Genomic DNA, 19,390 nt, shown 5'->3' with positions numbered 1-19,390 from the left:
TGCTGTCCTACACGTCGCGCCCCGGCTTAGCCTCTCCGTCGCGGCGTCGCTCCGGCGCGTTGCCGCACGGCTCTTTGCTATCGTCACAGAAACGGAAACGATCGGAGACGATCGTTCGCGCCAAGGTGTTCATGTTGTCCCTGTTGCCGCGGTCCGCCGCCGCTCAGGTCCAGCCGCACCAGCCGCGGCGGTGGCCGCCGTCGTAGCGGCGCGCGAGCCCTTCCGCGACCAGCCGATCGCCGAGCGAGGCGCCGTCACGCGTCACCAGCGCCAGCCGCCGGCCATAGCGGTCGTGCGGGCGCTTGTACGGTGCGATCGTCACCGGCCCGGCGTTGAGCAGCTCCTGCATCCGCGCGGTCGCGCGCTCGCCGAGCCGCGCCTCGCGCGCGCAGCGCGGCGGATGAGTCTCCGGCGTGTCGATATCGGCGATGCGGATCGTCTCGCCGGCGAACTTGAAGGTATCGCCGTCGACGACGCAATCGCCAGCATGGCCGCGGCGGCAGCGCGCGAATTGCGCCGTCACCGCCCCCGCCGCTTCGCCCGTCGTGCCCGCTCCATCCGTCGGACCCGCCGGCGCGGTGCGCGGCAGCGTCGGCACGGACAGGCCGGCGGGCAGCGGCGGCAGCGCGATCGCGCCCGCGGGCCATGTCACCCGGCCGGGGCGGGGCAGCTCGACCGTCATCCCCGCCGGCAGCAGCGCCTGCCAGTCGGTGCCGCGCAGCGACGGTATGGCCAGCCCGAGCATCACCCCCAGGATCGCGATCCGCAGCTGCGCCCATGCATCCGCGCCCTGTCGCCGCCGCCCGCGACTCGACGCCCCGCCGCTGATCGCGCGAGCAAAATCAAAGACATACTCCATGGGACCGGCATGGACATAAAAGACTGAAGGATCAATGACCGGAACGAATCGGGGACGATTATCGTCGGCGGCGGACCGGCGCGGTGAAGTCCGCAGGCTTGTCCGCGATCCATGCCGCGAAGCGCGCGATGCCCGGATGCGCCCGCAGCGCCGCCGGATCGGCATAGGTCCGCGCGAGCTCGGCATTGGGGATCAGCGCATGGACGGTGCGGTGGCAGATGGGGTGAACCGCGGCGGTGATCCGTCCGCCCTCCGCCTTGGGCACCAGATGATGCCATTCCACCTTCGCCTCCAGCGGCCGCTCGCAGACCGGGCATGGCGGGATCGCGACCTCGCGCGCCGCCCGTGCCGCCGCCTCCGCCAGTCCCGCCTTGCGCTTCACCCGTCCGACCATGTCGCACGATATAGGGACGCGCGCCGCCGCTTGAACGGCAAAGGGCGGGCCTGCCGAAGCAGACCCGCCCTCATGTCTTGCCCGGTTGCGGGACTTAGAAGTGCGCGACCACACCCGCCATCGGGCGGAAGCTGTTCGCGTCGTCGAAAGTCGAAACCTCCATGCGCAGGCGGAGGCCGGAATTGCCGGTGATGCCGCCCAGGCCGATGTCCTTCGGGCCGATCTCGGCGCCGATGCCATAAACGGTCGCGTGGTAATCGCGGTTCAGGTCGCCGGCGACGCCCGGCGCGAACTTGTCGAAGTTGTTCCAGCGATAGCCGACCTTGCCGTAGAACAGGCCGCTGTCGCCGGCGCGGAAGCCGAAGCGGCCATAGGCGCCATACTGCCAATCGATGTCGCCCGACACGCCCTTGGCGACCGAACCTTCGGCACCGACGAAGACGGGGCCGAGCGGCACGTTGACGCCGACGATGCCCTCGACCAGCGCGCCGTCCAGCTTGTAGCCGCGCGGCTGCGCGGGGATGCCGGCGACCGCTTCACGGTCGAACTGCTCCCAGCCGCCCATCACGGCGACGTACGGCTCGATGCCGAACGCGCGGGTGCCATCCGGTGCCCTGGGGGCGGTGTCGATCTGCGCATCGGTAGCGACGGTGGTGTCGGTCGTGCCGGTGGTCGACATGTCCTGCGCGAAGGCGGGGACGGCAAAGGACGCGGCCGCAACGGCGGCCGCGAGGGCGAACTTACGCATGTGTGATTACCTTGTATTGCCTCAACTCGGGCCGCGACGACGCATCGTCGATCAACCCAGGCCCGTCCAAACACCAGGATTACGGCTTTGTTGCACCGCATTGTCGCATTTGGACCGATGCCCTGAAACTGTTGCGTTCACGCAACACTTCCTGTCGCCCCGATGAACGAAGTGGCGGAATTGCGTGGATCAGCGCTCCGCCATCCGGGACGATGAGGGCCGCGGTTTCATCTCGCTGCTGCGAATGCGCCACGCCTGCGTATGCGGATCGTCGCTCTCGATACCGTCCGCCGCCTTGTGCAGGACGACCGGTCCCTCCAGCCGGAACGGACCGCCCGAGGTCAGCGTGCCGGTGACGGTGACCGGCACCGTGATATAGCGCTGGCCGGCACCGGCATCCGCGTCGAACGGCGTGCCGACCGTGGCGCGATAGCTGGCATATTTGGCAAAGCTCGCCGCGAATGCCGCCTGCGTCATGCCGGACGCGCCCCCGTCCTCGTCCCACAAGGCCCATGCCTCGTCGTAACGGCGGGCGGCGAGCGCATCGGTGTAGCGTCGGACGACCGCTTCGGGCGCGGCGTCATCCGGCAGCGGTACCGCGGTGGCTGCGGATGCGGCGACCGGCGTGGCAGAGGGGGCGGGCGTCGGCGCGACCGCTCCGTGCGGCGGTGCGGCGGCGTAATTGGCGATGTCGGACTGGGCCTGCGAGGCCGCCGCCGCGACGTCGACGCTGTTCGTGCCGCGCTCGTCCGGACCGGAGCAGCCCGCCGCAGCGAGCATCAGGCCGAGGCAGACTGGCGGCAAGATAGGGGATCGAGAGATACGCATGGGGCCGTTCCGATACTCAGGAAGGCAGCACGAACGCCGCCCCTGCCGCATCGTTCCGCCCGCCGGCCGGGGATCGTCCCCCGGCCGGCGGCACGGGATCAGGGCCGCAGGGCGACGTCGTCCGCGTCCGTGACGTCCGCATCGTCAGCGCTGGTGCCGGCGTCGAAATCGTCCTGCGCGTCATCCTCGTCCATGTCCTCTTCGTCCATGGTGACGCTGGCGTCGCTCTCGCCGACCTCGGTCGAATCCATGTCGAGGTCGTCGATCGATTCCTCTTCGGCGTCGTCGTCGCCCAGATCGGGGTCGAGATCGGTCAGGACGATGCCGTCGCTGGGGCCGTTGCGCGTCGCCTCGAGGATTTCGGCGCGCTGGCTCTCGTCATAGCCTTCCTCGTCGTAGCCGTCGTCGCCCGATCCATGGCCCATGACCTGATGTCCACCCATTGCAACCTCCATATGTGTGAAGTGCGAACGGCGGGACGGGGACGGCGGTTCCGCGGGCTTGCGTCAGGCCGACCGGAACAGGCGACCGCGCTCGGTCACCGCGACGACGGTCAGCGCGACCGCGCCGCAGATCAGGAAGCCGGCGGCAAGCGGCGCGGTGCTGCCGTCGAACGCCTGGCCGATGACGACGCCGATGACCGCGCCGAAGGTGACGCTGGTGAAGCCCTGCACGCTCGACGCGGTGCCGGCGATCCCGCCCATATTCTCCATCGCCATCGACGAGAAATTGGAGGTGGCTAGACCGAAGCAGCCCATTGTCAGCGCCTGCAGCACGACGAAGCCGACCAGCGTCTCGTAGCCGGCGAGCGCGATGGCGAGATGGATGGCGCTCAGCACCACGAGCGCGGTCACCGCGCTGTGGCTGATGAGCCGCGTGCCGAGCCGCATCACGAGGCGGGCGTTGGTGAGATTGGCGGCGGCCATCAGCATCGCGGTCAGCGCGAACATCACCGCGAGCAGCTTCGGCTTCTCGAACGTGTCGAACATGATCTGCTGGACCGAATTGAGATAGCCGTAGAGGGCGCCCATCAGCGAGGTCGAGGCGAGCGTGTAGCCGAGCGACCAGCGGTCGCCCAGCGTCTGCTTCCACCCCGCCACGATCCGCGCGACCGACAGCGGCTGCTGCGCATCGACGTGGAGCGTTTCAGGCATCCGCACGAAGAACCACGTCCAGATGCCCATGCTGAGCGCGCCGACCACCCAGAAGATGCCGCGCCAGTTGGCGAACAATAGCACCGTCTGGCCGAAGGCGGGGGCGAGCACCGGCACGATCATGAACACCATGAACGCGATCGACATCACCCGCGCCATCGGCCGGCCGTGGTAGCAGTCGCGCACCATCGCCACCGTCGCGACGCGCGTCGCGGCGACCATCGCGCCACCGAACACGCGCGCGGCGAGCAACAGCGTGAAGCTCGCCGAGATCGCGCAGGCAACGTTGGCGATCGCATAGCCGCCGATCGCCCAGAGCAGCACCGTGCGCCGGCCGAAGCGATCCGCCAGCGGCCCGTGCGCGAGCTGCGCGATGCCGAAGCCGAGGACGAAGGCGGTGATGATGAACTGGCGCTGGTTCTCGGTCGCGATGCCCAGCGCAGTGCCGATCGCGGGCAGCGCGGGCAGCATCGAATCGATGCCCAGCGCCGCCAGCGACATCAGCGCGGCGACCAGCGCGACGAATTCGGCGAACCCGATCGGCGCACCGGCGGGGCCGGGGGCGACGTCGGGATCGGCACCGGCATCGGCCGGCGCGGTGGATTTGGGCATGGTCGTCACGATGGCCCTCCCCTACCGGCATCGGGCCGCCTCCGGAACCCCGCTTGAACCGGCCGGCACGCGCGACTACGTGTATTGTATCGTCAACACACAAGGGATAAGCCGATGACGCGCCTGCTCCTCCTCGCCGCCACGCTGGCGCTGCCGCTCGCCGCCTGCGACCGTTCGGGCGACGGCACGTCGGTGTCGATCAACGCCGACGGCGGCAACGCGCTCGGCTCGATCGACGCGACATCCGGCGAGGTGAAGGTCGACGTGCCGGGCTTCTCGGGCCAGTTCAAGCTGCCGAAGGTCCAGCTCGACGCGACCGATTTCGACCTCAACGGCGTGCGCCTCTACCCGGGATCGACGATCGACACGGTCAACGTCGCGACCGCCGGTCGTGACGGAGGGCTGCGGCTCGGCTTCACCAGCCCGGCCAGTGCGGAACAGGTCCGCGGCTGGTTCCAGGAGCGGCTCGCCAAGGCGGGCTTCACACTGAAGCAGGACGGCCGCGGCCTCACCGGCACCACCGAGGAGAACAAGCCCTTCCGCCTCGAATTCGACGGCAGCGGCGGCGACACCGCCAAGGGGACGATCGTCCTCGGCGGGTGATCGCCGCGCGCGCCTAGAGTGCGTGCACCGCCTCCAGCACCGCGGCGGCATGGCCCGGCACGCGCACCTTGCGCCATGCCTTCGCCAGCCGCCCGTCGGCGCCGAACAGGAAGGTCGCGCGTTCGATCCCCATATAGGTCTTGCCGTACATCTGCTTCTCGCCCCAGACGCCGAATGCGTCGCAGGCGCTGCCATCCTCGTCGCTGGCGAGGCCGACGGTCAGGCCGTGCTTGGCGATGAACTTGCCGTGGCTGGCGGGCGGGTCCTTGCTGATCCCCAGCACGCTGGTGCCCGCCGCGGCGAAACCGTCCGCCAGCGCGGAAAAGTCCTGCGCCTCGCGGGTGCAGCCCGAGGTATCGTCCTTCGGATAGAAATAGATCACCGCCGGCAATACGAGGTCGACCAGCCGGATCGGCGTGCCGTCGGGGGTGGTGACCGTCACCGCGGGGATCGTCGCACCGTCATCCATTCGTCTCTCCTGTCATGCTGGTCCAGACCGCCGCGACCTCCTGCCGCGTCGCCGCGAAGGCGGCAAGCACCGCATCCCAGTCGTCGCGCCGCAGCACCTGCGCGATCAGCGCGCGCGTCGCCGGCGGCGGCTCGGCGGAGTCGGGCGCGACCAGCCGCAGCGTCACCAGCAGGCGGGTGAGCAGATCGTTCGCCGCCGCCAGCCCCGGCGGCAGCAGTCCCGTATCGACCAACGCCGCGATCGCGGTGCCGAGATGCGGGGCGAAGCCGGTGCGATGGCGCAACTGCGTCAGGTGGACGGCGAATTCGAGGTCGACCAGCCCGCCCGGCAGCAGCTTCGCATCGAGCGGCCCCGCCGGCGGCTTGTGCCGCGCCATTTCGGCGCGCATCCCCGCCGCCTCGCCGGCGAGGTCGCGATCCGGGCGGGCGCCGTCCAGCACCTCGGCGATCACCGCGGCCGCTGCCGCCCGCGCACTCGGCGACCCGAACACCGGCCGCGCGCGGGTCAGCGCCATATGCTCCCACGTCCACGCCTCCTCACGCTGGTAGCGGGCGAAGGATTCGAGCGAGACGACCAACGGCCCCTGCGTCCCCGACGGGCGCAGGCGGGTATCGACCTGATAGAGCGGCCCCGCCGCGGTCGCCACCGACAGCGCCGCGGTGATCCGCTGCGCCAGCCGGTTGTAGTAGAGCGTCGCGCCCAACGGCTTCGCCCCGTCCGATTCGGCGCTGAAGCTGCCGGTGAACAGATAGACGAGGTCGAGGTCGCTCGCATGGGTCAGTGCGCCGCCGCCGAGCCGGCCGAAGGCGAGGATGACCAACTCGCTGTCCGCCACCCGGCCGTGCGCCTCGGCAAAGCTGGCGATCGTCGCCGCCGCCAGCACCGCGATCGCCGCCTCCGCCAGCCGCGCATAGCCCGCCGCGGCATCGAGCGGGTCGGCGGCGCCGGCGACCACCTGCGACCCCAGCGCGAACCGTTTTTCGCCGACGCAGCGGCGGACATGGTCGAGCAGCGCCTGATAATCGCCGCCGTCGCCGCCGCGCATCTCCACCGCCAGATCGGCGACGCTGCCGAGCGGTTCGAACGCGCTGGCATCGATTAGCCAGTCGATCAGCTCGGGCCGGACGGCGAGCGCATCGGCGAGCGGCGCGGCATGGCTGAGGATCGTCGCCAGCAGGTTTGCCAGCCCCGGCCGTGCCTCGAGCAGGCGCAGGATGTTGATCGCGCTCGACAAGCGTTCGAGCAGACGGTCGAGCCGCAACAGCGCCGCCGCCGGATCGGGCGCGCCGGCGAGCGCCGGCATCAGCACGGGCAGCACCGCCTCCAGCGCCGCGCGCGCCGCGGGGCTGCGCAATGCCGGATAGCGGCCGGCCCGCCAGTCGGCGATGCGCGCCGCGGCCGCGTCCCCGTCGCCGAAGCCGGCCTCGCCCAGCGCCTGCGCCAGCGCGCCCGCCTCATGCGGCAGGCCGGCGGAACGACCTTGGTCGAGCGCGTCGTAGATACGGCCCGCTTGCTCGACCGGGCCGCGCAGCAACGCTACTAGCATGTCCCCGTCGGCCAAGCCGTGCAACCGCGCCACGCGATCCAGCGCATCGCCGGTGGGCAGGGTGTGCGTCTGCCGGTCGTCGATCATCTGGACGCGATGCTCGATCGTGCGCAGCAGGGTATAGGATTCGGTCAGCGCCGCCGCCTGTTCCTCCGCGATCCACCCGGCGGCGGCGAGTTGCGCCAGCGCGTCGCGGGTCGCGGGCGCGCGCAACGCCGGATCGCGGCCGCCATGGATCAGCTGATGGATCTGCGCGAAGAACTCCGCCTCGCGGATACCGCCGCGCCCGCGCTTGAGGTCATAGCCGGGCCCGAGCGCCTGCCCGCTCGCATAATGATCGCGGATGCGGCGCGACAGGTCGCGGATCTCGCCGATCGCACCGAAATCGAGGCCGCGCCGCCACACGAACGGCCGGATCGCGTCGAGGAAGTAGCGCCCCAGCGCCAGATCGCCCGCCGCGGCACGCGCGCGGATGAAGGCGGCGCGCTCCCACGCCAGTGCCTGCGATTCATAATAACCGATCGCGCCCTCGACCGGCAGGGCGATCGGTGTCACCTCCGGCGAAGGGCGCAGCCGCAGGTCGACGCGCAGCACATAGCCGTCGCCGTCGCGCGCCTGCAGCAGTTCGACGACGCGCTTGCCGATCCGCACCGCCGCCTCTTCCGGCTCCTCGCGGGGCCGGTGCGGCAGGGTGCGGGGATCGAAGATCAGGATCGGATCGATGTCGGAGGAATAGTTGAGCTCGCGGCTGCCCTGTTTGCCCAGCGCGATCGCGGCGAAGCCGCGCGGCTCGGCCCCCGGCGTTCGCTCCTCGATCGCGGCGCGGATCGCCTGGTCGAGCGCACGGTCGGCGAAATCGCTCAGCGCCTGGGTCACCGCGGTCAGGTCCATCGCGCCGGACAGGTCGCCGATCGCCACCGTCAGCGCCAGCGCCCGCCGGTCGAGCCGCAGCCGCCGTGCCGTGGGCATATCGGGTGTCGCGCTGGTGAAGGCAGGATCGCATTGCCCCGCCGCGAGCCGCGCCGCGAGGACCGGTTCGCGATCGAGCAGTAACGAAAGGAAGGGCGCATTGGCCCGCGCCCGGGCGAGCGCGCCGCTTATGTCCGGCAACATTGCCGTATACGACAGTAAGACGGGCGCAACGTTTCGGTCAGCCGGTCGTTGGAGGGAACATGAACATCGAAATGCATCTGTCCGGGAAGGCCAAACACGGCGATTACGTCGTGCGCACCCCGCGCCCGACCGATGCGCTCGGCCACGCGTTGCGCGGCGTGTTCAACGACACGCCGCTGCCCGACGACCTTCGGGCGCTGCTGGATCGACTGGATCGGGTGACGCACTAGCCGATCCGCCGCAGCCTCAATGGCCGCGGCTGAGTTCGTCGACTTCGCCCATGATCGTGTCGAGCGCCGTCTTGTTGACGTCGGTCTCATGCTCGCGCCGCGATGGCAAGGATCCGTCGTTGAGGATATTCTCCAGCGCGACACGACCGCGGGCGACCCGGCTCTTGATCGTGCCGACCGCGACCTGACAGATCTCCGCGGCTTCCTCATAGGCGAAGCCGCCGGCGCCAACGAGGATCAGCGCCTCGCGCTGCGGCTGCGGCAGATGCAGCAATGCGCGCTGCATATCGCCCAGTTCGACGTGGCGATCCTGGCTTGCCGGCGCCGCGAGAATCCGGTCGGCGACCAGATCGTCCCACTCACCCTTAAATCGCGCGCGGCGCATCTGCGACAGATAGAGGTTGCGCAGAATGATGAAGGTCCAGGCGCGCATGTTGGTGCCGGCCTGGAAGCGCTGGCGCGCCGCCCATGCCTTCAACAGCGTTTCCTGCACCAGATCGTCGGCGAGGTCGCGACTGCCCGACAGCGAACGGCCGAAGGCGCGCAGGTGTGGAATGACCTGCGCCAGCTGTTTCTTGAATTCGGGGTCGGACAGCGCAACGTGTTCGACGGGCTCTACGGGCGCGTCGTCATCTTCGTAATCGTCGTCACGCGGAGCGGGCTGGGTCATGCAAATCCGTTCGAAGCCGGGGACATCATTGCCGCCTGTGACGGCAAGATAAGAGCCCTCTCCGGCAAATGCCAGTGAAGCGTCGGAAGACGCTGCGTTATCGCAGGATCAGGAAGGCGAAGATCGCGATCACGAGAACCAGCGATATGCCAAGGACATAGCGCGTTACGCCCGGTGTCGCGCCTGCACGCGCTTCGGTGGTGGTCACATGCACGGTTTCGTCAGGATCAGCCATGATCGTCAAACCCTCGAAGTCCGTTTTGGGTCCGTAACTTTCTGCGCCGGGCGGTGATCGGGCACCCTGCCGGGCCCCCGATCACGCCACCGATCAACTACCTGGTCAGGCCATCGCCGCCGGGATCGTCGCCTCGTCGAAGAACAACGCCTGGCTGATCGCCGCCTTCACCGTCGACCGCTGGAACGGCTTGGTGATGAGGAAGGTCGGCTCGGGCCGCTCGCCGGTCAGCAGGCGCTCGGGGAACGCGGTGATGAAGATCACCGGCACCTCGAATTCGGCAAGGATGTCCTTGACCGCGTCGATGCCCGAGCTGTCGTCTGCCAACTGGATGTCGGCGAGCACCAGACCAGGACGATCCTCCATCGCCAGTGCCACCGCCTCGTCGCGGGTCACGGCGACGCCGGTCACCTCATGACCGAGGTCGCGGACGATCGTCTCGATATCCATCGCGATGATCGGCTCGTCCTCGATGATGAGCACGCGGGCGCGCGTCTGCTTCTCGATCTCGGCCAGCGCCTCGGCAACCAAGCTCTCGACCTCGCTGGTGTCGACCTCGATCAGATAGGCCGCGTCCTCGGGCGTGAACCCTTCCATCGCGGTCAGCAGCAGCGCTTGGCGCGACAGCGGCGTCATCCGGGCGAGACGCGCACGGGCCACCGCCTCGGTGCCTTCCGCGTCGTTCGGCGACGTCTGTTCCTCGCCGTCGACGTTCGCCGATGCCCAGATGCCCTGGAACATGCGGTACAGGCCCAACCGCGGATCTACGTCGCGCGGGAACTGGTCGGGCGCCGCGACGATCGCTTCCAGCGTGGCGCGGACATATTTGTCGCCCTGGTGCTGGCTGCCGGTCAGGGCCCGGCCGTAGCGCCGCAGGAAGGGAAGATGCGGTGCGAGTTGCTGTCCAAGCGACATGGGTGGTAATCACTCCCTGAGATTCTGAGCGGACGCCTGATCTGTGCTTGCGTCCGCGGCTTTGCAACGATGTTTGTCGAAGAACCCACCCGCCCCCTCGGACATGCGGAATTTTCGCGCGTCGATGGAACCAACGAACGCGAATTTGGTTTCATCGGCCATTGATTGGGTAAACCGCTTCGTCGAAAGCGGCCCCAAGTTGCGTTTGCGTCGATGCCCGGACCGCCGGGCCACCAGGGGGACATGTTGGAATTGCCCAGCGACAAGGTCACGAAAACGTCTTCCAAGAAGTCTCCTGCCAAGGTTCAGAGCAAGGATCGCGACATGGGCGCGGCCCTGCGCTCCGCCTATCAGCGGACGGTCGACGAGAGCGTTCCCGATGAAATGCTCGACCTGCTGAACAAGCTCGCCTAGCAGGGGGCATGGCCTCCACCTTCGACGCCGCCTCCTCCACCCGACGCGCGGCCATGGTCCCCGTGTCGGCGCTGTCGCGCCTACCGACCGGGGCCAAGCTGTTCATCACATTGAGCATTGCGTTGCTGCTGCTCGCGCTGATCGCGATCGGCGCGACGCTGCAGACCGGCCGCACCGCCGATGCCGAGGCACGCGCGCGGCTGCGGATCGCCGCCAACGAAAGCGCGCGCAGCATCGCGATCGAGCTGATCGGCGACATGACCGCGCTCCGCGTCGCGGTGAACGCGCTGCAGGTCGATGCCGCCGACGCGCCCAGCTGCGCCCGTGCGCAGGGCGTCTTCGCGCAGCAGGCGACCACCGGCACGCGTTTCTCGATTGTCGATCGCAACGGGCGCCTGCTCTGCGGCGAACCGCTCGACGCCACCGTGCCACTCGATGCCGGCACCGCGGTCGGTGCGACGGTGCTGCCCGATAAGGGACTGATCCTCTCCGTCGCCGGTCCCCGCCGCGGCCCGAGCGCGCGTGTCTTTTTCCCACAGGCTTTCCTCGCCCGCCTCGCGGCGCCGGCGAGCCGGGCGATGCCGCTGGCGAGCGCGCTGATCCACGACGACGAGGCGTTACAACTCGCCACCATCCCCGATCTCGGCCGGCTGGATCGCGTCGAGACGGTCGAGACCGATCTCGGCCTCGGCGGACTGGCGCTGCGCACCAGCATCCGCAGCGCGCCGATCACCTCGTCCTTCCTCGTCGCGCTGCTGCTGCCGCTGCTGATGTGGGCGGCGGCGGCGGGGCTGTCGTGGTTCATCGTCGACCGGCTGCTGATCCGCCCGCTGCGCCTGCTGCGCGCCAGCGTCGCCGCCTATACGCCGGGCGAAGTGATCGATCCCGGCAAGCTCGGCCCGCTTCCCGCGCAGGAGATCCGCGAACTCGGCGACACCTTCCGCGCGATCAGCCGTACCGTCGCGCTGCACGAGGCCGGCCTCGCCGAGGCGGTCGTCCGACAGACCAAGCTGACGCGCGAGGTCCACCATCGCGTCAAGAACAACCTGCAGGTCATCTCCAGCCTCATCAACTTCCACGCGCGCGGCGCGCCCAGCCCGGACGCCACCGCGGCCTATGCCTCGATCCAGCGCCGGGTGGACGCGCTGGCGGTCGTCCACCGCAACCACTTTGCGGAGATGGAGGACAATCGCGGCCTCAACCTGCGTTCGGTGATCGGCGAACTGTCGTCCAACATCCGCGCCACGGCCCCCGAAGGCGCGACCAGCCCGTCGATCGCGCTCGACATCGATCCCTATCTGGTCAGCCAGGACGTCGCGGTCGCGGTCGCCTTCCTCGTCACCGAGACGATCGAACTGGCGATGAGCTGCGATCCCGCCGCGCAGATCCGCGTCGCGGTCAAGCCGGGCGACGACGACAAGAAGGCCAAGCTGCGCGTCGTGTCGCGCGCCTTCGTCGAGAGCGAGACGCTCGAGACGCTGCTGTCGACCCGCTACGGCCGCGTGATCGAGGGGCTGTCGCGCCAGCTGCGGGCGCCGCTGCACCATGATCCGATGACCGGCGCCTATGAGATCGCGATCGCGATATTGGGCCGCGACTGACGGCCTAAAAAGATTCGCAAAAAGTGCGGAACAGGCGGAACCGGGTCGCCGGGTCGGGGTTATGCAATACGGATCGCGACCTTATGCCCCCCCGCTCTCGCGATCCACGACATAGGCCCGAAAGCATCCACCCTCCCCCCCCCGGTGATGCTTTCGGGCCTTCTACGTTTCAGCGATATCGCATGACGTCGGCGAACTGCCGGTCCGGCCTGATCGATGGGTTGCGCAGCCGGAACGAATGGCCGTGCCGAACATTTCATCCCCGGCATTCATGCATCAGGAGGTTCTATGCGTAAGGTTCTCGGATTGGTCGTCGTCGCCGGCGCGCTCATGGTCAGCGCTTGCAACACGGTCGAAGGCGTCGGCAAGGACGTGAGCTCCGCCGGCAGCACCGTCGCCAAGACCGCCGACGACGCCAAGTAAGCGCGTTTCGCCTCACCCGGCTGGAAAGCCCTCGCTCGCAAGAGCGGGGGCTTTTTTCATGGCGTGCGCCGTCGTCCGCCGTCTGCCGACGGTCCGCGCGTCACGCCTCGACGATGTCGGTGCCGGCGTCCTTCTGCCGCTTGCGCTCGGTGAACCAGATGCCGATGATCGCCACCTCGTAGAGCAGGATCAGCGGCACCGCGAGCAGCACCTGGCTCATCAGGTCGGGCGGCGTCAGCACCGCCGCGATCGCGGTCGCGCCGACGATCGCATAGCGCCGCGCCGCGATCAGCTGCTGACGCGTCACGATCCCCGCCCGCTCCAGCAGCATGAGCAGCACCGGCAGCAGGAAGGCGAGGCCGAAGGCGAACAGGAACTGCATGACGAAGGAGAGGTAGTTGCCGATCGCCGGCAGGGCCTCCTGCTGGACGCCGCCGACATTGCCCTGGAAGCTCAGCAGGAAATGCAGCGCCATCGGGATCGCCATATAATAGGCCAGGGCCGCGCCGCCGATGAACAGCACCGGCGTCGCCAGCAGGAACGGCAGCAGCGCGCGCTTTTCCTTGCGGTACAGGCCGGGCGCGATGAACTGCCACAACTGGTTGGCGATCACCGGGAAGGAGATCATCATCGCCGCGAAGAACGCGACCTTCACCTTGACGAAGAAGGCCTCGAAGATCTGGGTGTAGATCACCGTCTTCTGTCCCGCCGACAGCAACGGCTGGACGAGGAAGGCGAAGATGTCCTCGGCGAAGAAATAGCTGACGCCGAACGCCACCACCAGCGCGGCCATGCAATAAAGCAGGCGCCGGCGCAGCTCGATCAGGTGATCGAGCAACGGCGCGCGGCTGGCGTCGATCTCGTTTTCGATCTCGGGTTCGCTCATGACGGGGTGCTATCAGGGCGCGGGGCCGGCTGGTGTTCGGGTGCGGGCGCCACGACCGGCTTTTCGACCATCACCGGCGCATGGAGTTCAGGCTCGGGCTCAGGTGCGCGCTCCGGCTGGTCGGCGACCGGCTCGGCGGCGGCGAGCGATTCGGCATCGGACGAGGCGGGATGTTCCGCCATGATCCGCGCATTCTCCGCCGCCCAGCGCTTCTCCATCTCCTCCAGCTCGGCCTCGCGAACCATATTGTCGAATCCCTGGCGGAACGAGCGGCTGACGCCACGCGCCTTGCCGACCCAGTAGCCGACAACCCGCATCGCCTTGGGCAGGTCCTTGGGTCCGATCACCACGAGCGCCACGATGGCGATCAGCAGGAATTCGGACGAATCGACGCCGAACATCGGGCGCTATAGCTCTGTATCGGGTCTGGCTTAGCGGTCGTCGCGGACGCGCTCGCCGTCGCGGTCGAACGCGGGCTCGGCCGCCTTCTTCGCCTCGATACGGGGCGCGGGCTTGGCGGGGACGTCGTCGTCCTGTTCGGCCATGCCCTTCTTGAAATTCTTCACGCCCTTGGCGACGTCGCCCATCAGGCTGGAGAATCGACCACCACCGAGCAGCAGGATCGCAACGACGGCGAGAACGAGCAGATGGATCGGGCTGAAGCTGCCCATGGCATATCTCCTAGAATGCCGTTCCATCTAGTCGCTATCGCTGGCCTTTTCCACCTCCAAAGCGGCGTCCAGCGCACCTTCCAGTGCAACGTCGACGGGATCGAGCAGTCCCGCCGCCCTGAGGTCGTCGACGCCCGGCAGATCGCGGCGGCTGGCCAGCCCGAAATGCGCAAGAAAGCCCGGCGTCGTCGCGAACATCAGCGGGCGTCCCGGCACCTCGCGCCGCCCCGCCGGGCGCACCCAGCCCGCCTCCATCAGCACGTCGAGCGTGCCCCTGGCGGTCTGCACCCCGCGGATCGCCTCGATCTCCGCGCGGGTGACGGGTTCATGATAGGCGATGATCGCCAGCGTCTCGATCCCCGCCCGGCTGAGCCGGCGCGGCTCGTCGGATTCGCGGCGCAGCAAATGCGCGAGGTCGGGCGCGGTCTGGAAATGCCAGCGCTCGCCGCGGCGGACGAGCGCGATGCCGCGGCCGGCGTAATCCCGTTCCAACCGGGCGAGCGCGGCGCGCACATCGATGTCGCCGACATAGGCGCGGATCGAGTCCACGCTCATCGGCTCGGGCGCGGCGAACAGCAGCGCCTCGACCGCGCGCACGTCGGCGTCGGGCGGGCTCATCCGATCGCCCGCAGGTAGAGCGGGGCGAAGGGCGCATGCTGGCGCAGCTCGACCTTGCCCTGCTTGGCGAGTTCCAGCGCGGCGAGGAAGGACGAGGCGAGCGCCGAGGTGCGCAGCCGTCCCGATCCATTGGGAAGGAAGCTGTCCAGCGTCGCCCAGTCGATGCGGCTGCCGACCAGCCGCGACACGCGCTCCAGCGCCGCCTCCAGCGTCATGACTTCGCGGTCGGCGACGACGTGCATCACCGGCCGGGTGCGCGCGCTGACCCGGCCATAAGCGGCGATCATTTCGTAGATGTCGGCCTGCCAGCGGGCGCGCCGCACCACCCGCAGCCCTTCGGGCGCGCGCCGGGCGAAGACGTCGCGGCCCAGCCGGTCGCGCGCCATCAGCCGTGCGCCCGCCTCGCGCATCGCATTCAGCCGTTCCAGCCGGATCTGCAGCCGCAGCGCCAGCTCCTCGGGGTCGGGTTCGACGCCGGGATCGCGCGGCAGCAGCAGCGCCGATTTGAGATAGGCGAGCCACGCCGCCATCACCAGATAATCGGCGGCGACCTCCAGCTGCACCGTCTGGCGCTGGTGGATGTAGCGCAGATATTGCTCGACCAGAGCGAGGATCGAGATGTGGCGCAGGTCGACCTTCTGCGACCGCGCCAGCGTCAGCAGCAGGTCGAGCGGCCCTTCCCAGCCGTCCAGATCGAGCGTCAGCTGTTCGGGCGCGCTCATCCCATCAGGCGAGCGCGAGGAAGGCGTCGCGGCGGGCGATCAGTTCGGCGACATCGCCCGTCGGCGCGCCGACGCTCGCCATCGCGCGATCGAGCCGCGCGCGCGCGGCCTCGCCGATCGGGCCGAGCCGGTCGGCGATCGCCACCATCTCGTCCATCCGCGCCCAGCAATCGAGCACGAGGTCGCAGCCCGCGGCGATCGCGCCCGCCGCCTTGTCGCCGGCAGTGCCGGACAGCGCCTTCATATCGATGTCGTCGGTCATCAGCAGCCCGTCGAAACCGATCGCACCGCGGATCACCCGGTCGATGACGACCGGCGACAGCGTCGCCGGGCGCTCGCGGTCCCACGCCTCGAAGACGATGTGCGAGGTCATCCCCATCGGCGCGTGGGCGAGCGTGCGGAAGGGTTCGAGGTCGACCTCCAGCGCGGCGGCGTCGGCGGTGACGGTGGGCAGCAGGTGATGGCTGTCGACGCGTGCACGGCCGTGGCCGGGCATATGCTTGACCACGCCGACGACGCCGCCCACCGCCAGCCCGTCGAGCATCGCCCGGCCCAGCGCGGCGACCTGCATCGGCTCGCTGCCATAGGTGCGGCAGCTGATCGCCTCGGTCGTATCGGGCTGCGCGACGTCGATGATCGGCGCGCAATCGACTGTGATGCCGACCTCGGACAGCATCAGGCCGAGCGCCTGCCCGTTGGCGCGCATCGCCTGGATCGCCGACATCGGCGCCTTTTGGTAGAGCGCATCGAACGCCGGTCCGCCGGGAAAGGCCGGCCATTCCGGCGGCCCCATCCGCGCGACGCGCCCGCCCTCCTGATCGATCAGGATCGGCAGGTCGGCCCGCCCCGTCAGGTCGCGCAGGGAATCGGTCAGCGCCCTGACCTGGGCGCGGGTCTCGATGTTGCGTTTGAACAGGATGTAGCCGGCGGGCTCCGCCGCGGCGAAGAAGGCGCGCTCGTCGGGAGTGAGCGCGAGGCCGGCGATGCCGAAGATGACGGGCTTCATGGCCGCGTGGTTAGCTGGTTGCCGGGGGCGACGCTAGGTCGGGCTTGCCGCAAGCGACGCTCCATTCCTCCCCGGCACGGGCGGCTGGACAATGCCCGCCACCCGTACTCGGATGGACGGCCTAGCTCGCGACGAAGCAGCTTTCGCCCGCGACGCGCAGGCGGCCGCAGATGTCGGCGGCCTGGTTGGCGCTGCCCGCGTTCACGCGCAGCCGGTACAATGTGCGGCCGCCGGTGGCGACCGACTGGACCGACTTGCCGAGCGGGGCGAGATAGCTGAACCGCTTCGAAAAGCCGTTCCATGCCGTGTCCGCCGCCGCCTGCGTCGGATAGGCGCCGAGCTGGACCAGCGATCCGCTGCCCGCCGCATTCGCCGTCGCGTTGCGCTGCACCGTCACCGGCTCCGCGGCGACGAGGCGCCCGCCCGATGCCGGCACCTGCGCGACGGCGTTGCTGCCGCCGGTCGCGGCCGGCTTCGCGCTCGGCGCGACGCGGCGGCCCTCGACCGGCTTTTCCGGCACCGCATTGAGGTCGATCGAGCCGTTGCCCGCCTTGCCGTCGCTGGTCGCGATCGCGGCATCGCCCTCGCCCTTGACCTTCAGGCCGCCGGGATCGTCGGGCTTGACCTTATAGTCGCCCGCCTGCGCCGCGATCAACTGGCCGTCCGCGGCCTGCCGCGCCTGCAGCGCGTAGATGCCGTAGATGATCGCCGCGAGCACGGCGAGGCCGAGCACGACCAGCGCGATCACCTTGCCGATCGGCGCGCCGCGATCCTCGTCGGGCTCGACGGTTTCGAGCCACGGCAGCCGGTCCTCCTCGCGCAGGTCCATGTCGTCCGCCATCACTTCATCTCCGAAACCGCGACCACACCCATGATGCTCAGCCCGTTACGGATAATCTGTGCGACCGCCGTCGCCAAGAACAGACGTGCACGCGTCGCATCATGATCCTCGACCACCAGGAAGCGGCGGTCGGGGCGGTCGTTGCCGACGTTCCACAGGGCATGGAAACCGGCAGCCAAGTCATAGAGATAGAACGCAATTCTATGCGGCTCGCGGGCCGTCGCAGCGGTTTCCACGACACGCGGGAATTGCGCGGCGAGCTTCACCAGCGCCAGCTCCTCCGTGTCAAGCCGGGACAGGTCGGCCGCCCCCGCGGCGATCCCCGCCTCGCCCGCGCGGCGGTGCAGCGAGGCGATCCGCGCATGCGCATACTGGACGTAGAAGACCGGATTGTCCTTCGACGCCTCCACCACCTTGGCGAAGTCGAAGTCCATCTGCGCGTCCGAGCGCCGCGTCAGCATGGTGAAGCGCACCACGTCCTTGCCGACCTCGCGCACCACGTCGGCGAGCGTCACGAAGTTGCCCGCGCGCTTCGACATCTTCACCGGCTCGCCGCCGCGCAGCAGCCGCACCATCTGCACGAGCTTGACGTCGAAGCGGGTCTTGCCGCCGGTCAGCGCCGCGACCGCCGCGACGATGCGCTTGACGGTGCCGGCATGGTCGGCGCCCCAGATGTCGATCAGCTGGTCGGCCGACTGGCTCTTCTGGAAATGATAGGCGAGGTCGGCGCCGAAATAGGTCCATTGCCCGTTCGACTTCTTGATCGGCCGGTCCTGGTCGTCGCCGAACTGCGACGAGCGGAACAGCGGCAGCTCGACCGGCTCCCAATCGTCGGGAGTCTCGCCCTTGGGCGCCTCAAGTACGCCATCGTAGACGAGGCCGCGCGCGCGCAATTCCGCCTCCGCCGCCTCCGGCTTGCCCGCCGCCTGCAGCTCCGCCTCCGACGAGAACAGGTCGTGGTGGATGCCGAGCAGCGCGAGGTCGTCCTTTATCATCACCAGCATCGCCGCGACCGCGCGGGTGCGGAACAGCGCGAGCCATTCGTCCTCGGGCGCCGCGACGTAGCGGTCGCCATAGTCTGCGGCGAGTTCCTGCCCGATGCCGACGAGATAGTCGCCGGGATACAGCCCCTCGGGGATCGCGATCGTCTCGCCCAGCGCCTCGCGGTAGCGCAGGTGCGCGGAGCGGGCGAGCACGTCGACCTGCCCGCCGGCGTCGTTGACGTAATATTCGCGGATGACCGTATGCCCCGCGAATTCGAGCAGGCTGGCGAGCGCATCACCGACCACCGCGCCGCGGCAATGGCCCATGTGCATCGGCCCGGTCGGGTTGGCCGAGACATATTCGACGTTGACGGTCACCCCCTGCCCCAGCGTCGAGCGGCCGTAATCGTCGCCGGCGGCGTCGATCTGCGTCAGTTCGTCGCGCCACGCGGCATCGGTCAGCGTCAGGTTGATGAAGCCCGGGCCGGCGACACTCGCCGTCGCGACGTCGTCCAGCTTGCCGAGTTCGGCCGCGAGCGCCTCGCCCAGCGCACGCGGGTTCATGCCGGCGGGCTTGGCGAGCACCATCGCGGCGTTGGTCGCGAGGTCGCCATGGGTGACGTCGCGCGGCGGCTCGACCGTCACGTTCCTGCGATCGAGGCCGTCCGGCAGCGTGCCGGCGGCGGTCAGCGTGTCGAGAGCCGTCGCGACATGCGCGGCGAAGCGGGTGTAAAGCGTCATGAGCGTCCGTTCGGCAAAAGCGCCGCGCTCTACCCCACAACGGAGGCGGGTTCAAATCTATAGCCGCTCAGAGATCGCGGTCCAGCGGCCGAGCTCTACCCACAACGG

The 19,390-nt window shown here is 69.2% G+C and carries 24 protein-coding genes; 5 read left to right on the top strand and 19 right to left on the bottom strand.

Annotation, left to right across the window (positions count from 1 at the left end; genetic code table 11):
* Window positions 1-163: 163 nt before the first annotated feature.
* The 6 genes from B2515_RS12285 to B2515_RS12260 form a co-directional block, all read right to left on the bottom strand.
* Entirely contained in the window at window positions 164-859 is a 696-nt protein-coding gene (locus B2515_RS12285; RefSeq protein ID WP_293876687.1) for a thermonuclease family protein, read from the bottom strand.
* A gap of 58 nt (window positions 860-917) precedes the next feature.
* Window positions 918-1,253 carry an HNH endonuclease gene (locus B2515_RS12280; protein ID WP_293876686.1) on the bottom strand — a complete coding sequence of 112 codons (336 nt, stop codon included), beginning with the start codon at window positions 1,251-1,253 and terminating at the stop codon, window positions 918-920.
* Between the two features lie 94 nt (window positions 1,254-1,347).
* Window positions 1,348-2,001, bottom strand: a complete 654-nt coding sequence (locus tag B2515_RS12275) for an opacity protein (RefSeq protein WP_293876685.1) — start codon at window positions 1,999-2,001, stop codon at window positions 1,348-1,350.
* Between the two features lie 189 nt (window positions 2,002-2,190).
* Window positions 2,191-2,781, bottom strand: coding sequence for a hypothetical protein (locus tag B2515_RS12270; RefSeq protein WP_293876683.1), 591 nt, complete (start codon window positions 2,779-2,781; stop codon window positions 2,191-2,193).
* 146 nt (window positions 2,782-2,927) lie between these two features.
* A complete protein-coding gene (locus B2515_RS12265) occupies window positions 2,928-3,272 on the bottom strand; it encodes a DNA primase (RefSeq protein WP_293876681.1) in 345 nt (114 codons plus the stop codon).
* Between the two features lie 63 nt (window positions 3,273-3,335).
* The gene (locus B2515_RS12260; RefSeq protein WP_293876679.1) at window positions 3,336-4,595 is read right to left on the bottom strand and encodes a multidrug effflux MFS transporter; all 1,260 of its coding nucleotides are present in this window, start codon (window positions 4,593-4,595) and stop codon (window positions 3,336-3,338) included.
* Window positions 4,596-4,709: 114 nt separating this feature from the next.
* Between B2515_RS12260 and B2515_RS12255 the strand changes: the two genes are divergently transcribed.
* On the top strand, window positions 4,710-5,198 hold the full coding sequence (locus tag B2515_RS12255) for a hypothetical protein (protein ID WP_293876677.1): 489 nt from the start codon (window positions 4,710-4,712) through the stop codon (window positions 5,196-5,198).
* Window positions 5,199-5,211: 13 nt separating this feature from the next.
* Here the strand turns inward: B2515_RS12255 and B2515_RS12250 are convergent, their stop codons facing one another.
* Together B2515_RS12250 and glnE are read right to left on the bottom strand one after the other, a co-directional pair.
* Entirely contained in the window at window positions 5,212-5,667 is a 456-nt protein-coding gene (locus tag B2515_RS12250) for a peroxiredoxin (RefSeq protein WP_293876675.1), read from the bottom strand.
* On the bottom strand, window positions 5,660-8,326 hold the full coding sequence (gene glnE, locus B2515_RS12245) for a bifunctional [glutamate--ammonia ligase]-adenylyl-L-tyrosine phosphorylase/[glutamate--ammonia-ligase] adenylyltransferase (RefSeq protein ID WP_293876673.1): 2,667 nt from the start codon (window positions 8,324-8,326) through the stop codon (window positions 5,660-5,662). The genes B2515_RS12250 and glnE overlap by 8 nt, the downstream gene beginning before the upstream one ends.
* A gap of 59 nt (window positions 8,327-8,385) precedes the next feature.
* Here glnE and B2515_RS12240 point away from each other — a divergent pair, with 59 nt between their 5' ends.
* Window positions 8,386-8,556, top strand: a complete 171-nt coding sequence (locus tag B2515_RS12240) for a hypothetical protein (RefSeq protein ID WP_293876671.1) — start codon at window positions 8,386-8,388, stop codon at window positions 8,554-8,556.
* Between the two features lie 16 nt (window positions 8,557-8,572).
* On the opposite strand, the gene B2515_RS12235 is transcribed toward B2515_RS12240, so the two are convergent.
* From B2515_RS12235 to B2515_RS12225, 3 genes are all read right to left on the bottom strand, one after another.
* Entirely contained in the window at window positions 8,573-9,226 is a 654-nt protein-coding gene (locus tag B2515_RS12235; RefSeq protein WP_293876669.1) for a sigma-70 family RNA polymerase sigma factor, read from the bottom strand.
* A 97-nt stretch (window positions 9,227-9,323) separates the two neighbouring features.
* Complete coding sequence (locus B2515_RS12230) at window positions 9,324-9,461, bottom strand: hypothetical protein (RefSeq protein WP_293876667.1); 138 nt, start codon at window positions 9,459-9,461, stop codon at window positions 9,324-9,326.
* A 105-nt stretch (window positions 9,462-9,566) separates the two neighbouring features.
* On the bottom strand, window positions 9,567-10,376 hold the full coding sequence (locus tag B2515_RS12225) for a response regulator (protein ID WP_293876665.1): 810 nt from the start codon (window positions 10,374-10,376) through the stop codon (window positions 9,567-9,569).
* 243 nt (window positions 10,377-10,619) lie between these two features.
* On the opposite strand from B2515_RS12225, the gene B2515_RS12220 reads away from it, so the two are divergent.
* From B2515_RS12220 to B2515_RS12210, 3 genes are all read left to right on the top strand, one after another.
* A complete protein-coding gene (locus tag B2515_RS12220; protein WP_293876663.1) occupies window positions 10,620-10,790 on the top strand; it encodes a NepR family anti-sigma factor in 171 nt (56 codons plus the stop codon).
* Between the two features lie 53 nt (window positions 10,791-10,843).
* Window positions 10,844-12,391, top strand: a complete 1,548-nt coding sequence (locus B2515_RS12215) for a sensor histidine kinase (RefSeq protein WP_293876827.1) — start codon at window positions 10,844-10,846, stop codon at window positions 12,389-12,391.
* Window positions 12,392-12,679: 288 nt separating this feature from the next.
* The gene (locus B2515_RS12210) at window positions 12,680-12,814 is read left to right on the top strand and encodes an entericidin A/B family lipoprotein (RefSeq protein WP_293876661.1); all 135 of its coding nucleotides are present in this window, start codon (window positions 12,680-12,682) and stop codon (window positions 12,812-12,814) included.
* A gap of 100 nt (window positions 12,815-12,914) precedes the next feature.
* Here the strand turns inward: B2515_RS12210 and tatC are convergent, their stop codons facing one another.
* The 8 genes from tatC to argS form a co-directional block, all read right to left on the bottom strand.
* On the bottom strand, window positions 12,915-13,700 hold the full coding sequence (gene tatC / locus B2515_RS12205; protein ID WP_293876659.1) for a twin-arginine translocase subunit TatC: 786 nt from the start codon (window positions 13,698-13,700) through the stop codon (window positions 12,915-12,917).
* Window positions 13,697-14,101, bottom strand: a complete 405-nt coding sequence (gene tatB, locus B2515_RS12200; RefSeq protein WP_293876657.1) for a Sec-independent protein translocase protein TatB — start codon at window positions 14,099-14,101, stop codon at window positions 13,697-13,699. Before tatB ends, tatC begins: the two co-directional genes overlap by 4 nt.
* 30 nt (window positions 14,102-14,131) lie before the next feature.
* Entirely contained in the window at window positions 14,132-14,371 is a 240-nt protein-coding gene (locus B2515_RS12195) for a twin-arginine translocase TatA/TatE family subunit (RefSeq protein ID WP_293876655.1), read from the bottom strand.
* Window positions 14,372-14,398: 27 nt separating this feature from the next.
* Window positions 14,399-14,989: an SMC-Scp complex subunit ScpB gene (scpB, locus tag B2515_RS12190; protein WP_293876653.1), complete on the bottom strand. Its 591-nt coding sequence runs from the start codon at window positions 14,987-14,989 to the stop codon at window positions 14,399-14,401.
* On the bottom strand, window positions 14,986-15,711 hold the full coding sequence (locus tag B2515_RS12185; protein WP_293876651.1) for a segregation and condensation protein A: 726 nt from the start codon (window positions 15,709-15,711) through the stop codon (window positions 14,986-14,988). The genes scpB and B2515_RS12185 overlap by 4 nt, the downstream gene beginning before the upstream one ends.
* A 4-nt stretch (window positions 15,712-15,715) precedes the next feature.
* Window positions 15,716-16,717, bottom strand: coding sequence for a glycoside hydrolase family 3 N-terminal domain-containing protein (locus tag B2515_RS12180; protein WP_293876649.1), 1,002 nt, complete (start codon window positions 16,715-16,717; stop codon window positions 15,716-15,718).
* 121 nt (window positions 16,718-16,838) lie between these two features.
* On the bottom strand, window positions 16,839-17,558 hold the full coding sequence (locus B2515_RS12175; protein ID WP_293876647.1) for an SPOR domain-containing protein: 720 nt from the start codon (window positions 17,556-17,558) through the stop codon (window positions 16,839-16,841).
* A complete protein-coding gene (gene argS / locus B2515_RS12170) occupies window positions 17,558-19,282 on the bottom strand; it encodes an arginine--tRNA ligase (protein ID WP_293876646.1) in 1,725 nt (574 codons plus the stop codon). The genes B2515_RS12175 and argS overlap by 1 nt, the downstream gene beginning before the upstream one ends.
* Between the last annotated feature and the right edge of the window lie 108 nt (window positions 19,283-19,390).

The sequence above is a fragment of the Sphingomonas sp. UBA978 genome (genome assembly GCF_002292295.1).
Taxonomy (GTDB): Bacteria; Pseudomonadota; Alphaproteobacteria; order Sphingomonadales; family Sphingomonadaceae; genus Sphingomonas.
The sequence above is the reverse complement of the archived record's forward strand: the minus strand, read 5'-3'. Positions and strand labels throughout refer to the sequence as shown.

What these genes read in the sequence shown, in the direction of transcription:
- B2515_RS12185 (WP_293876651.1), bottom strand. Translation starts at nt 15,711, where the DNA reads ATGAGCGCGCCCGAACAGCTGACGCTCGATCTGGACGGCTGGGAAGGG.
- tatB (WP_293876657.1), bottom strand. Translation starts at nt 14,101, where the DNA reads ATGTTCGGCGTCGATTCGTCCGAATTCCTGCTGATCGCCATCGTGGCG.
- scpB (WP_293876653.1), bottom strand. Translation starts at nt 14,989, where the DNA reads ATGAGCCCGCCCGACGCCGACGTGCGCGCGGTCGAGGCGCTGCTGTTC.
- B2515_RS12280 (WP_293876686.1), bottom strand. Translation starts at nt 1,253, where the DNA reads ATGGTCGGACGGGTGAAGCGCAAGGCGGGACTGGCGGAGGCGGCGGCA.
- B2515_RS12210 (WP_293876661.1), top strand. Translation starts at nt 12,680, where the DNA reads ATGCGTAAGGTTCTCGGATTGGTCGTCGTCGCCGGCGCGCTCATGGTC.
- glnE (WP_293876673.1), bottom strand. Translation starts at nt 8,326, where the DNA reads ATGTTGCCGGACATAAGCGGCGCGCTCGCCCGGGCGCGGGCCAATGCG.
- B2515_RS12180 (WP_293876649.1), bottom strand. Translation starts at nt 16,717, where the DNA reads ATGAAGCCCGTCATCTTCGGCATCGCCGGCCTCGCGCTCACTCCCGAC.
- B2515_RS12265 (WP_293876681.1), bottom strand. Translation starts at nt 3,272, where the DNA reads ATGGGTGGACATCAGGTCATGGGCCATGGATCGGGCGACGACGGCTAC.
- B2515_RS12215 (WP_293876827.1), top strand. Translation starts at nt 10,844, where the DNA reads ATGGTCCCCGTGTCGGCGCTGTCGCGCCTACCGACCGGGGCCAAGCTG.
- B2515_RS12220 (WP_293876663.1), top strand. Translation starts at nt 10,620, where the DNA reads ATGTTGGAATTGCCCAGCGACAAGGTCACGAAAACGTCTTCCAAGAAG.
- argS (WP_293876646.1), bottom strand. Translation starts at nt 19,282, where the DNA reads ATGACGCTTTACACCCGCTTCGCCGCGCATGTCGCGACGGCTCTCGAC.
- B2515_RS12240 (WP_293876671.1), top strand. Translation starts at nt 8,386, where the DNA reads ATGAACATCGAAATGCATCTGTCCGGGAAGGCCAAACACGGCGATTAC.
- B2515_RS12275 (WP_293876685.1), bottom strand. Translation starts at nt 2,001, where the DNA reads ATGCGTAAGTTCGCCCTCGCGGCCGCCGTTGCGGCCGCGTCCTTTGCC.
- B2515_RS12270 (WP_293876683.1), bottom strand. Translation starts at nt 2,781, where the DNA reads ATGCTCGCTGCGGCGGGCTGCTCCGGTCCGGACGAGCGCGGCACGAAC.
- B2515_RS12285 (WP_293876687.1), bottom strand. Translation starts at nt 859, where the DNA reads ATGGAGTATGTCTTTGATTTTGCTCGCGCGATCAGCGGCGGGGCGTCG.
- B2515_RS12230 (WP_293876667.1), bottom strand. Translation starts at nt 9,461, where the DNA reads ATGGCTGATCCTGACGAAACCGTGCATGTGACCACCACCGAAGCGCGT.
- tatC (WP_293876659.1), bottom strand. Translation starts at nt 13,700, where the DNA reads ATGAGCGAACCCGAGATCGAAAACGAGATCGACGCCAGCCGCGCGCCG.
- B2515_RS12255 (WP_293876677.1), top strand. Translation starts at nt 4,710, where the DNA reads ATGACGCGCCTGCTCCTCCTCGCCGCCACGCTGGCGCTGCCGCTCGCC.
- B2515_RS12195 (WP_293876655.1), bottom strand. Translation starts at nt 14,371, where the DNA reads ATGGGCAGCTTCAGCCCGATCCATCTGCTCGTTCTCGCCGTCGTTGCG.
- B2515_RS12260 (WP_293876679.1), bottom strand. Translation starts at nt 4,595, where the DNA reads ATGCCCAAATCCACCGCGCCGGCCGATGCCGGTGCCGATCCCGACGTC.
- B2515_RS12225 (WP_293876665.1), bottom strand. Translation starts at nt 10,376, where the DNA reads ATGTCGCTTGGACAGCAACTCGCACCGCATCTTCCCTTCCTGCGGCGC.
- B2515_RS12235 (WP_293876669.1), bottom strand. Translation starts at nt 9,226, where the DNA reads ATGACCCAGCCCGCTCCGCGTGACGACGATTACGAAGATGACGACGCG.
- B2515_RS12175 (WP_293876647.1), bottom strand. Translation starts at nt 17,558, where the DNA reads ATGGCGGACGACATGGACCTGCGCGAGGAGGACCGGCTGCCGTGGCTC.
- B2515_RS12250 (WP_293876675.1), bottom strand. Translation starts at nt 5,667, where the DNA reads ATGGATGACGGTGCGACGATCCCCGCGGTGACGGTCACCACCCCCGAC.